Source organism: Pseudomonas poae (assembly GCF_001439785.1).
Taxonomy (GTDB): Bacteria; Pseudomonadota; Gammaproteobacteria; order Pseudomonadales; family Pseudomonadaceae; genus Aquipseudomonas; species Aquipseudomonas poae.
The window spans coordinates 242782-254244 of the sequence record NZ_JYLI01000002.1 but is presented as its reverse complement, the minus strand read 5'-3'; the positions used below and the strand labels follow the sequence as shown (position 1 = coordinate 254244).

The 11463-nt window shown below is 61.9% G+C and carries 11 protein-coding genes; 6 read left to right on the top strand and 5 right to left on the bottom strand.

Going from position 1 to position 11463, the window contains the following annotated elements:
- Positions 1-28 precede the first annotated feature (28 nt).
- The 4 genes from metF (at position 29) to rhlE2 (ending at position 4996) form a co-directional block, all read left to right on the top strand.
- Positions 29-874 (top strand): methylenetetrahydrofolate reductase [NAD(P)H], encoded by an 846-nt coding sequence (metF, locus tag TU75_RS02865; protein WP_060548154.1) that lies wholly within the window; start codon positions 29-31, stop codon positions 872-874.
- Positions 875-952: 78 nt separating this feature from the next.
- Complete coding sequence (locus tag TU75_RS02860) at positions 953-2032, top strand: hypothetical protein (RefSeq protein WP_003234542.1); 1080 nt, start codon at positions 953-955, stop codon at positions 2030-2032.
- Positions 2033-2095: 63 nt separating this feature from the next.
- Entirely contained in the window at positions 2096-2887 is a 792-nt protein-coding gene (locus tag TU75_RS02855) for a substrate-binding periplasmic protein (RefSeq protein WP_003234544.1), read from the top strand.
- A 222-nt stretch (positions 2888-3109) separates the two neighbouring features.
- Complete coding sequence (rhlE2, locus tag TU75_RS02850) at positions 3110-4996, top strand: RNA helicase RhlE2 (RefSeq protein ID WP_060548153.1); 1887 nt, start codon at positions 3110-3112, stop codon at positions 4994-4996.
- A 126-nt stretch (positions 4997-5122) separates the two neighbouring features.
- Here the strand turns inward: rhlE2 and TU75_RS02845 are convergent, their stop codons facing one another.
- Both TU75_RS02845 and TU75_RS02840 read right to left on the bottom strand, forming a co-directional pair.
- Entirely contained in the window at positions 5123-5701 is a 579-nt protein-coding gene (locus TU75_RS02845) for a YceI family protein (RefSeq protein ID WP_003234547.1), read from the bottom strand.
- A gap of 32 nt (positions 5702-5733) precedes the next feature.
- A complete protein-coding gene (locus TU75_RS02840) occupies positions 5734-6285 on the bottom strand; it encodes a cytochrome b (protein ID WP_060548152.1) in 552 nt (183 codons plus the stop codon).
- Between the two features lie 272 nt (positions 6286-6557).
- Between TU75_RS02840 and TU75_RS02835 the strand changes: the two genes are divergently transcribed.
- Together TU75_RS02835 and TU75_RS02830 are read left to right on the top strand one after the other, a co-directional pair.
- Positions 6558-7964, top strand: a complete 1407-nt coding sequence (locus TU75_RS02835; protein ID WP_003234550.1) for an adenosylmethionine--8-amino-7-oxononanoate transaminase — start codon at positions 6558-6560, stop codon at positions 7962-7964.
- 63 nt (positions 7965-8027) lie between these two features.
- A complete protein-coding gene (locus TU75_RS02830) occupies positions 8028-8747 on the top strand; it encodes a 16S rRNA (uracil(1498)-N(3))-methyltransferase (RefSeq protein ID WP_003234553.1) in 720 nt (239 codons plus the stop codon).
- A gap of 130 nt (positions 8748-8877) precedes the next feature.
- Here the strand turns inward: TU75_RS02830 and TU75_RS02825 are convergent, their stop codons facing one another.
- Genes TU75_RS02825 through TU75_RS02815 form a run of 3 tightly spaced genes read right to left on the bottom strand, consistent with a single transcriptional unit; the run spans position 8878 to position 11406 of the window.
- On the bottom strand, positions 8878-9780 hold the full coding sequence (locus TU75_RS02825; RefSeq protein WP_003234555.1) for a transporter substrate-binding domain-containing protein: 903 nt from the start codon (positions 9778-9780) through the stop codon (positions 8878-8880).
- A 24-nt stretch (positions 9781-9804) separates the two neighbouring features.
- Entirely contained in the window at positions 9805-10155 is a 351-nt protein-coding gene (locus TU75_RS02820; protein WP_060548151.1) for a RidA family protein, read from the bottom strand.
- 9 nt (positions 10156-10164) lie between these two features.
- Positions 10165-11406, bottom strand: coding sequence for a D-amino acid dehydrogenase (locus TU75_RS02815; RefSeq protein ID WP_060548150.1), 1242 nt, complete (start codon positions 11404-11406; stop codon positions 10165-10167).
- Between the last annotated feature and the right edge of the window lie 57 nt (positions 11407-11463).

Genomic DNA, 11463 nt, shown 5'->3' with positions numbered 1-11463 from the left:
AGGCTTTCGAGTTTCCAAGGGTATTACCATGTCCCAAGACCGTCGCTACAGCTTCGAGTTCTTCCCGACCAAAACCGATGCTGGGCATGAAAAACTGATGGCAACTGCCAAGCAGTTAGCCAGCTTCAACCCCGACTTCTTCTCCTGCACCTACGGCGCCGGCGGTTCGACCCGTGATCGCACGATCAACACCGTGTTGCAGCTGGAAAATGAAATCAAGGTTCCCGCCGCGCCGCACTTGTCGTGCGTGGGCGACAGCAAGGCCGATCTGCGCGGCCTGCTGACCCAATACAAAGCCGCCGGCATCAGGCGCATCGTCGCCTTGCGTGGCGACCTGCCATCCGGCATGGGCATGGCCAGCGGCGAGCTGCGCTACGCCAATGAACTGGTGAGCTTCATCCGCGAGGAAAGCGGCGATCACTTCCACATCGAAGTGGCGGCTTACCCGGAGATGCATCCGCAGGCGCGCAATTTCGAACACGATCTGCAAAATTTCGTGCGCAAGGCCAACGCCGGCGCCGACAGCGCGATCACCCAGTACTTTTTCAACGCCGACAGTTATTTCTATTTTGTCGAGCGCGTTCAGGCCATGGGCGTGAACATCCCGATCGTGCCGGGCATCATGCCGATCACCAACTACAGCAAGCTGGCGCGCTTTTCCGACGCCTGCGGGGCCGAGATCCCACGCTGGGTGCGCAAGCAACTGGAAGCCTATGGAGACGACGTCAAGAGCATCCAGGCGTTCGGCGAGCAGGTCATCACCGAGATGTGTGAACAATTGTTGCAAGGTGGCGCGCCAGGGTTGCACTTCTATACCCTGAACCAGACCGAGCCCAGCCTGGCCATCTGGAACAACCTCAAGCTGCCACGCTGAAGTTTGCCCGACCGTGCCAAGGCCCTCGTCTTTACGAGGGCCTTTGACGTTTTACCTGCCCACGGAACCCAGCCGTCCATGAATACAGCGTCCCCGACTTCCCGCCCGCAACTGGTGTACCTGGTCTTCGGCTCCGAGACCTACCACCAGGAAGCCGTCTTCAGCATCGCCAGCGCGCTGGCTTTTCTGCAGGCCACTCCGGACGCCGTGGATATTCAGGTATTCAGCGATAACCCCGAGCCGTATCGCCTGCTACCGGTGCGTGTGCGCCCGCTGGACGAAGCCACGCGCAAACGCTGGAGCGAGCCCCACGGCTACCACTTTCGCACCAAACACGTGGTGTTGCGCCAGGTGCTCGAAGAGTCGCCGGTGGCGATGCTGATCGACACCGATACCTTCTTCCACCATTCGCCCCTGGCCCTGTTCGAACGCGTGCAGCCCGGCACCCTGCTGTGCAACGCCTTCTACACCCGATACGGCGACAACCACGAAAGCATTCTCTACAGCGCGCTGCACCAGCGCCTGCTGGACATGGGGGTGGCGGACGATGACATGATGACCCTCAACTCCGGGGTCATGGGCCTGACCCGGCAGGATGTGGCGGTGCTGGATCGCTCGATTGAACTGATGGACGAGCTGTTCCCCCACGCCCAGGGCGCCTACACCCTGGAAGAGTTCTGCCTGTCGATTGCCGCCTACCGCACCGTCAACGTGCGCGAATGCCCGGACCTGATCCACCATTACTGGAGCCGCAAGCAGCTGTTCCGGGCCAAGGTCAAGGCGTGGATCGCCAAGCACGCGGCAGCGCCCACCAGCGCGCAGGCGTTGGCCGACACGCGCCAGGTGTCCGCGCACCTGCCACGCCCGCCACGCGTGCAACGCCTGATGTATAAATTGATCACGCTGATGCTGCCCAAGCATCAGCAACAGTTCATCCGCGAAATTCTCTACGGCTGCTACGAACACGAAAACGAATTCGATCAGGCATGTGGCCCGGTTTGGTGGGACAAGGCACGACAGAATCAGGAAGAGCGCCAGAAACGCCCCCTCGATGCCCACGAGCTTGAACACTGGTTCGCCAACCCCGTGGTGCGCCTGATTCTGGGCCAGCGGCGCACGGCAATCTACCAGCACCTGATGACCACGCCGAGTCAATAGCCCTCGCCGCAAAAGCCCGTGCCAGCGCTTCTCTTTAGTGCTGGAGCGTCGTAATCTCAGGGCATGCCTGCCCTTTTCAAGCTGTTGAGCGCTGCCCTTTTCACTTGCCTGAGCCTGGCCGCTCACGGCGAGACATTGCGCATTGTCACCGAGCCCTGGGCGCCCTATGTGTACGACGACAAGGGCACCATGCGCGGGCTCGACTATGAAACCACGGTCATTGTGTTCGAGCGCCTGGGCGTGGAGGTGCAATGGCAGTTCCTGCCCTGGAAGCGCTGCCTGGCGATGCTCGAGCAGGGCCACGCCGATGGTGTGCTGGATATCTTCCGAAACCATGAGCGCGACGCCCAGCTGCTGTACCCCAGCGAACCGCTGTCGACCGTGGAATTCGTGTTGTTCTATGCCAACGACCGCCCGCACCCGGCCAGTTCCCTGGACGATCTTGCCGGGCTGACGGTGGGTACGTCGCCAGGTTACCTGTATGCCGACGGCTTCAATGACGCCCCGCAGTTCAAGCGCGAGCCCGCCGCGAGCCATGAAGCCAACTTCGGCAAGCTGCTGCTCGGACGCATCGACCTGGCCATTACCGACCGCCGTGTAGGGCAACACCTGATCAAGCGCCTTGCGCTGCAGGACAAGGTCAGCCAGGCATCCCTGGTGATCAACCGCCAGCCGCAGTTTCTCGCCGTGCGCCGTGGCGCAGGCATGGACCTGCTGGTACAGCGCTTTGCCGCCGAGCTCAAACGCTTCAAGCAGGAGCCTGCCTACGCCGCCCTAAGCGCCAAATATGCCGGGAGCCAGGCCATTTCTGCAGCGCAAGGCACCGTTGAGCAGCAGGAAAGCGGCGTAAAGTGATTGCTCTGTTATACTCCGGCCTTCCCGCCAGGCTTACGCCCGGCCGCTGAGGTCTTGAAAAAGGCACCCAACCCCGCTACAGCGCAGCTTTGCAGCCCGCGCGAGCCGGTGGAGTGCCCGCCAGACGCAGCAGGACCGGACGGGATTACGCTCCCCTAAGCGCCATTCACGCCCGGCAAGATTATCCCTTTGGGCCAAGCCCTAACTAAAACAGGATTACTCATGTCCTTTGCTTCCCTCGGTCTCTCCGAGGCTTTAGTCCGCGCCATCGAGGCAGCGGGCTATACCGAGCCTACTCCGGTGCAACAGCGGGCTATTCCCGCCGTGTTGCAAGGTCGCGACCTGATGGTTGCGGCGCAGACAGGTACTGGTAAAACCGGCGGTTTCGCCCTCCCGATTCTGGAGCGGTTGTTCCCCAACGGTCACCCGGACAAATCCCAGCGTCACGGCCCGCGCCAACCGCGCGTACTGGTCCTGACCCCCACCCGCGAACTCGCAGCCCAAGTGCACGACAGCTTCAAGCTGTATGCCCGCGATCTGAAGTTCGTCAGCGCCTGCATCTTCGGCGGCGTCGGCATGAACCCGCAGGTTCAGGCCATGTCCCGTGGCGTTGACGTGCTGGTCGCCTGCCCGGGTCGCTTGCTCGACCTGTGCGGCCAAGGCAGCGTCGATCTGTCCCACGTGGAAATCCTCGTGCTGGACGAAGCCGACCGCATGCTCGACATGGGCTTTGTCCATGATGTGAAAAAGGTCCTCGCCCGCCTGCCGGCCAAACGTCAGAACCTGCTGTTCTCGGCGACGTTCTCCAATGACATCACCGCCCTGGCTGGCAAGCTGCTGCACAACCCGGAACGTATTGAAGTCACGCCGCCCAACACCACGGTCGAGCGTATCGAACAACGCGTCTTCCGCTTGGCCGCCAGCCACAAGCGCTCGCTGCTGGCGCACCTGATCACCCACGGTGCGTGGGAACAGGTGCTGGTATTCACCCGCACCAAGCACGGCGCCAACCGCCTGGCCGAGTACCTGGACAAGCACGGCCTCACCGCCGTCGCCATCCACGGCAACAAGAGCCAGAACGCGCGCACCAAAGCCCTGGCCGACTTCAAGGCCGGCACTGTGCGCATCCTGGTGGCCACCGATATCGCCGCGCGCGGCCTGGATATCGACCAGTTACCGCACGTGGTCAACTTCGAGTTGCCAAACGTCGACGAAGACTATGTGCACCGTATCGGCCGTACCGGCCGGGCCGGTCGTTCGGGCGAAGCCATCTCGCTGGTTGCACCGGACGAAGAAAAACTGCTTAAAAGCATCGAGCGCATGACCAAGCAGAAAATCGCTGACGGCGACCTGATGGGCTTTGACTCCAGCGCCGTAGAGGCCGAAAAGCCAGAAGTGCGCGAGCGTCCAGACGTGCGTAACCCGCGCAACCCACGCGGTCCGAAGGGCGATGGCCCCAACGGTGGCGGTGGCGGCGGTGGCCGTCGCGACAAGGGCAAGGACAAGGGCGGCAAGGACAAGGCGCCGGCCAATGCCCGTGGCGAACGCCCGGCCCGCGAGCAGAAGCCCCGTGAAGGCACTCCGGCGCGCGAACAGCGTCAGCCGAGCCAGCCGCCACGCGCCGCGTCGGACCGTGCCCCGGACGAGTTCCTGGACGACGATGTGGACAACTTCGGTAACCGCGTCGACTACGTGCCTCAGGCCAAACCGGCTCAGGGCCGTGGTCGGCGTCCGGGTGCTCCGGCACAAGGCGCTGGCACATCTGCGCCACGTGGCGGTCAGCCCCAAGGCGCTCGCCAGAACGGCCCACGCAACAGCAGCGGTGGCACCACCGGCACCCCGCCGGCCAAACGCAGCGGCCCGCGCAACGGCGCACCGCGTGACGGCCAGGCCCGCCGCGAAGACTCGCGCAGCAACAATCGCCGCCCGGCCCGTGACGAGCCACAACGCTCCTCCGAGCCGGCCGTGCAGAACCCGCGCAGTGGCACGGCGCCGAAGATTATCCACAAGGAGTCGAAAGCCGACCGCTTCCCGACACCCGAGCAGTTGGATCAACTGCCAGGCCGTCCTCGTGGTGAGAAACCAGCGCTGCTGACCCGCAACCGCTGAGTTTCAAAACGCCATAAAAAATGCCCCGGCTCTTTGGAGACGGGGCATTTTTTTGCCTGTGACACAGATCAAAAATGTGGGAGGGGGCTTGCCCCCTCCCACACTGAACGCATTCAGGCGCGAAAATTACTTCTGCTTCACGCCTTCCAGCGAGATGTCCAGGTCGACGGTCTGCGACGTCGGGCCTGGGCCCTTGATGCCGAAGTCGGTCAGGTTAAGCGTGGTCTTGGCATTGAAGCCAGCACGTTCGCCGCCCCATGGATCCTTGCCTTCCCCGTTGAAGGTGGCCTTGAATACCACGGGCTTGGTCACGCCGTGGAAGGTCAGGTCGCCGGTCACGTCAGCGGTTTTCTCGCCGGTGGATTTGACGGCGGTCGACACGAACTTGGCATCGGCAAACTTGGCAACGTCCAGGAAGTCTTTGCTGGCGATGTGCTTGTCACGCTCGGCGTGGTTGGACCACAGGCTCGCGGTCTTCACGTCGACTGCGATTTTGCTGGCTTCAGGCTTGGCGGCATCCCAGCTGAACGAGCCATCCCAATCCTTGAAGGTACCGTGAATGTAGCTGTAGCCCAGGTGGCTGATTTTCCAGTCGATGAAGGCGTGCTGGCCTTCCTTGTCGATCTTGTAGTCAGCGGCCATTACCTGACCTGCGGACAGCAGCGCGGTACCGATTGCCAGAGCAGCGAGGGTCTTTTTCAACATGCTTTCTATTCCTTGTGAGTCGAGGTTGAACATCAGGCTTTGCGCCCCAGCATTCGCAGCAGGGTCACATCACGATCGATAAAGTGGTGTTTCAACGCAGCCACGCCATGCAAGCCGGCGAAGACCACCAACACCCAGGCCAGGTACAGGTGCACCCAGCCGGCGGTGTCTGCCTGGTCCGGTAGACCGGAAACCAGCGCGGGAATTTCAAACAAGCCAAACACCGGGATCCCGACACCGTCTGCGGTGGAAATCAGGTAACCGGCAATCATCACCGCAAACAGGCCCACGTACAGAAAGAGATGGCCGAAGGCGGCACCGATACGGGTCATGCGGCTGTAGCTGGCCAGCGCCGGTGGCGGCGGGCTGAGCAGGCGCCACACCACCCGGACCAGCATGATGGCGAACAGCGTGATGCCAATGCTCTTGTGCAGGTCCGGCGCCTCTTTGCGCCACGCGCTGTAATAGTCCAGGCCGACCATCCACAGGCCCAGCGCAAACAGACTGAACACCACCAGGGCCACGCCCCAATGCAGAACCATGCTGACCCAACCGTAACGGGCCGAAGAATTGCGTAACTGCATGTACTTAATCCCGTAAGTGCTGCGCCCAAGACTAGCGATTTACTTATCGAATTAAAGCCGAAAATTTCGCTTTGAAATATCGAAAAATACGATCTGGAGGGTATGAACAGTAAATTAACATCGGATTAAGGACTATCCGGAATAAACGTGACACACCGTCCCGCGTTTACTGCCAATTCATCCGTAATGGGTTGTGACACAGCCGCCCATTGCATAGGCTTGCGCGATTGTTTCACCTGCGCCAGCGCAGGACCGCTTCGAGGAGATCACCGATGGGCCTGAATAACCAGTGGATGCAGCGCGACCTTGCGGTGCTGTGGCATCCCTGCACCCAGATGAAAGACCACCAGCAACTGCCGTTGATCCCGATCAAACGCGGTGAAGGCGTGTGGCTGGAAGACTTCGAAGGCAAGCGCTACCTCGACGCTGTCAGTTCATGGTGGGTCAACGTGTTTGGCCACGCCAATCCGCGTATCAACCAGCGCATCAAGGACCAGGTCGACCAGCTCGAACACGTGATCCTCGCCGGTTTCAGCCACCAGCCGGTGATCGAGCTGTCCGAGCGCCTGGTGGCAATGACGCCCGAAGGCCTGACCCGCTGCTTTTACGCCGACAACGGTTCGTCGTGCATCGAAGTCGCCTTGAAGATGAGCTTTCACTACTGGCTCAACCGCGGCCTGCCGAATAAAAAACGCTTCGTCACCCTCACCAATAGTTACCACGGCGAAACCATCGCAGCGATGTCGGTAGGCGACGTGCCGCTGTTTACCGAAACCTACAAGGCGCTGCTGCTCGACACCCTTAAAGTGCCAAGCCCCGACTGCTACCTGCGCCCCGAGGGCGTGAGCTGGGAAGAACACTCGCGCACGATGTTCCTGGCGATGGAACAGACCCTCGCCGACCACCACGACACCGTCGCCGCCGTCATCGTCGAGCCGCTGATCCAGGGCGCCGGCGGCATGCGCATGTACCATCCGGTGTACCTCAAGTTGCTGCGCGAAGCGTGTGATCGCTACGGCGTGCACCTGATCCACGATGAAATCGCTGTGGGCTTTGGCCGCACCGGCAGCATGTTCGCCTGTGAACAAGCCGGCATCCGCCCGGACTTCCTGTGCTTGTCCAAAGCCCTCACCGGCGGCTACCTGCCGTTGGCGGCCGTGGTCACCACCGACGACGTCTACGACGCCTTCTACGACGACTACCCCACCCTGCGCGCGTTCCTGCATTCGCACAGCTACACCGGCAACCCGCTGGCCTGCGCCGCGGCCCTGGCAACCCTGGATATTTTCGAAGAAGACAACGTCATCGAGAACAACAAGGCCCTGGCCCAGCGCATGGCCACGGCCACCGCGCACCTGGTGGACCATCCCCACGTCTCGGAAGTGCGCCAGACCGGCATGGTGCTGGCCATCGAGATGGTGCAGGACAAAGCCACCAAGACCGCCTACCCATGGCAGGAACGCCGTGGCCTCAAGGTCTTCGAGCACGCCCTGGAGCGCGGCGCGCTGTTGCGGCCACTGGGCAGCGTGGTGTATTTCCTGCCGCCGTATGTGATTACGCCGGAGCAGATCGACTTCCTCGCAGAAGTAGCCAGCGAAGGCATCGACATCGCGACCAACAGCAACATCAGCGTGGCGGTGCCGACGGACTTCCACCCAGGCTTCCGTGATCCGGGTTGATCGACCCATTCCTTGCAGAGGCGAGCTTGCTCGCTGCTGCATAACCCTCTTCAGAGAACAGACATGAGACTGTCCCGCTTTTTTACCGACGCGCCGCTGAGCCTTGGCGAGCATGAGCTGCCCGAAGCCCAGGCGCACTACATCAGCCGGGTGCTGCGCATGGTCGAAGGCGACGCCGTGCAATTATTCGACGGTTCCGGCGAGGAGTTCCTGGGCAGCCTGCTGGATGTGGGTAAAAAACGCGTCACCGTGCAACTCACCGAAAGCTTCGCTGGCCAAGCTGAATCGCCCCTGCACATCCACCTCGGCCAGGGCCTCTCGCGTGGCGAACGCATGGACTGGGCGATCCAGAAAGCCACCGAGCTGGGCGTCAACGCCATCACGCCGATTTTCAGCGAGCGCTGTGAAGTGCGCCTTAAAGACGAACGCGCCGACAAACGCCTGCAGCACTGGCGCCAGGTGGCGATCAGCGCGTGCGAGCAATGTGGGCGTTCGACGGTGCCGGTGATTCATCCGCCGCTGTTGCTGGCGGACTGGCTGAAGCAGACCGAGGCGGATTTGAAGCTGGTGCTGCACCCGGTGGCCGAGCCGATGGTCAGCCATGCGAAGCCGGCGAACCTGGCGTTCCTGATCGGGCCGGAGGGTGGGCTGACCGACAAAGAAGTCGAAATCGCGCAAACCGCCGGCTACCACGCCGCCCGCCTCGGCCCGCGCGTGCTGCGCACCGAGACCGCGCCCGTAGTCGCGCTGGCCGTCGCCCAACAACTCTGGGGCGACTTCTAACCTTGCCTTGCAAACTCAATCAAACATGTGGGAGCGGGCTTGCTCGCGAATGCGGTGGATCAGTCGCCCAATACACTGGCTGACACTCCATCTTCGCGAGCAAGCCCGCTCCCGCATTTGGATTGGGTTATCACTCCACCGGGTCACTCACCGGTTTGGCAATAATCGCCTTCAGCTCGCTGGTCATCGGGAACTCCAGGTTCAAGCCCTTCGGCGGGATCGGCTGTTCGAACCAGCGCTGGTAAATCCCATTAATCTCGCCACTGCGGTACAGGTCGCCGAGCGCCTCGTTGACCACCGCGAGAAACTGCGGGTCGTCCTTGCGCACCATGCAGCTGTAGATCTCCCGCGATTGCTCTTCGCCCACGACCACCCAGTGATGCGGGTCCCTGGCCTTGGCACGCTCGCCGTAGAGCAACGCGTCGTCCATGTAGAACGCCACGGCGCGGCCTGTCTCGAGCATCTTGAACGCTTCACCGTGGTCCTTGGCGCTGATCACAAACATATTGGCCTCATGTTCGGCGTTATAGCTCTTGAGGAATCGTTCGTTGGTGGTTCCGGCGGTGGTGACCACGTTCTTGCCATTGAGGTCGGCAAAGCCCTTGATGCCGCTGTCCTTCGCCGTCAGCAATTGCCCCTTCACGTAAATAAACCCATAGGAAAACGCCACCTGCTTCTGCCGGTCGGCCGTCACCCCGGTAGAGCCGCATTCCAGGTCGACGGTGCCGTTCTGCACCAGCGGAATACGGGTCTGTGAGGTCACCAGGTTGTACTTGACGTTGAGGTTGGCCACCCCGGTTTTCTGCTGGATACGCTCGACGATCTTGCTGGCCAGGTCCACCGAATAGCCCATGGGTTTGCCACTGTTATCACCCACGTAGGAAAACGGCACCGACGCATCGCGATAGCCCAGGGTGATGGACTTGGCATTGGCGATCTTGCTTAGCGTGCCGTCCAAAGGGGCTTGAGTCGCATAAGCCTGCGCGCCAAACAAAAGCCCCAGGGTGCAGCCGGTCAACAGGATATTTTTCATTGTTATGCTCCGTTGGTCTTCGAGTTATTTACGTACGGCAATCACGCTGATTTCCACCAGCACATTCGGCCGCGCCAGCTCCGCTTGCAGGGCGGTGCGTGCAGGCGCCATCCCCGGCGACAGCCACGCGGACCACACCTCGTTCATCGGTGCAAAACCGCTGCCGATGTCCTTCAAGTAAATCGTCGCGTTCAGCAGATGATCCTTATCGCTGCCCGCCTCGGCCAACAGCGCATCGATCTTGGCCAGCACTTCGCGGGTTTGCGTCATCACGTCCAGCCCGTCGCCCGGCACCTGGCCCGAGAGGAACACCAGGTCCTTGAAAGTGACTGCGCCACTGAGACGCTCGTTGCTGCTGATTCGGTCGATGGTCATGGGGCATCCTCAAGCGGCGCGGGGCGTCAGGCCCTGCATGTCAATGGAAGGAACCTGTTGGTTGATCAGTTCAGCCAACAGCTGGGCGCTGCCGCTGGCCAAGGTAAAACCGAGGGCGCCGTGACCGAGGTTCAGCCACAGGTTGCGATAAACACTGGCACCAATCAGCGGCACGCCAGTCGGCGTGGCCGGGCGCATGCCGGCCCACTCCACCGCGTGGGCGTAGTCGCCGGCCAACGGAAAAGTCTCCAGGGCCTGGCGTTTCATCAGGGCCAGCCGTTTGGGCTCAAGGCTGGCATCAAAACCGACGATATCCACCATGGCAGCTACGCGCAGTTGCTCACCGATGCGCGCGTAGACGATCTTGCGGTCATAGTCGGTGATGCTCACATTCGGCGCCTGGTGCTGCGCGCCAATCGGCACGTTCAGGCTGTAGCCCTTGAGCGGATACAGCGGCAGTGATAACCCCGGCAAGCCCAATTGCGCGCTGCGATGCCCTGCCGCCAGCACCACGTGCTCGGTCGGCATTACCTCATCACCCAATTGGAGGGTGTGCACCACTCCGTCGGTGTGACGAATCCCGGTGACCCTGCGCCCCAACAAAAACGTGCAACGCCCCGATGCTTCAAGCCGCGCCGCCAATTGCTGGCAAAAGGCATGACAATCCGCCACTTCCTCGTTGGGCGTGTAGATCCCGCCGACAAAATCATCACCCGTCAGCGTCGGTTCCAGGCGCGCGCAATCGCTAGCAGACAACACCTGCTGTTGCAGAACATTGGCCGCTTTTCTGCGGGCATGTTCAAAGGTATTGGCGTTGCGAAACGTCACCAGCTTGCCATTGCGTCGCCAGTCGAAGTCGCCCAGGCAATCTTCCTCGCGCCATTGCTGCAAGGTGTCCTGGCTCAGGGAGGCCAGGCGCAGCAGGTGCGTGGCATTGCGCTTGTTCACCGATCCACGGCAGGCGCCGATGAAGGCGGCCATCCAGCGCCATTGCCGGGGGTCGAGGCGCGGGCGCAGCTTCAATGGCGAGTCACCGCGCAGCAACCAGCCGATCGCTTGCAGCGGCACCCCGGCGTCGGCCAGCGGGGCAACATAGCGATAGGACAACTGCCCGCCATTGGCGTAACTGGTTTCGCTGGCCAGGCTGTCGCGCGCCTCGATCAGCGTCACTTCATGGCCGGCACGCACCAACGCATAAGCGCTCGCCAGGCCGATAACCCCACCCCCGATGATGCAAACCTGCCTGGCCATCCCAGCCCCCAGCCGTTGATTAAGAGGCGCTCAGCGTAGGGCCAGGTGACAGGCCGC

Coding starts and splice junctions, on each gene's coding strand:
- metF (WP_060548154.1), top strand. CDS start 29: ATGTCCCAAGACCGTCGCTACAGCTTCGAGTTCTTCCCGACCAAAACC.
- TU75_RS02860 (WP_003234542.1), top strand. CDS start 953: ATGAATACAGCGTCCCCGACTTCCCGCCCGCAACTGGTGTACCTGGTC.
- TU75_RS02855 (WP_003234544.1), top strand. CDS start 2,096: ATGCCTGCCCTTTTCAAGCTGTTGAGCGCTGCCCTTTTCACTTGCCTG.
- rhlE2 (WP_060548153.1), top strand. CDS start 3,110: ATGTCCTTTGCTTCCCTCGGTCTCTCCGAGGCTTTAGTCCGCGCCATC.
- TU75_RS02845 (WP_003234547.1), bottom strand. CDS start 5,701: ATGTTGAAAAAGACCCTCGCTGCTCTGGCAATCGGTACCGCGCTGCTG.
- TU75_RS02840 (WP_060548152.1), bottom strand. CDS start 6,285: ATGCAGTTACGCAATTCTTCGGCCCGTTACGGTTGGGTCAGCATGGTT.
- TU75_RS02835 (WP_003234550.1), top strand. CDS start 6,558: ATGGGCCTGAATAACCAGTGGATGCAGCGCGACCTTGCGGTGCTGTGG.
- TU75_RS02830 (WP_003234553.1), top strand. CDS start 8,028: ATGAGACTGTCCCGCTTTTTTACCGACGCGCCGCTGAGCCTTGGCGAG.
- TU75_RS02825 (WP_003234555.1), bottom strand. CDS start 9,780: ATGAAAAATATCCTGTTGACCGGCTGCACCCTGGGGCTTTTGTTTGGC.
- TU75_RS02820 (WP_060548151.1), bottom strand. CDS start 10,155: ATGACCATCGACCGAATCAGCAGCAACGAGCGTCTCAGTGGCGCAGTC.
- TU75_RS02815 (WP_060548150.1), bottom strand. CDS start 11,406: ATGGCCAGGCAGGTTTGCATCATCGGGGGTGGGGTTATCGGCCTGGCG.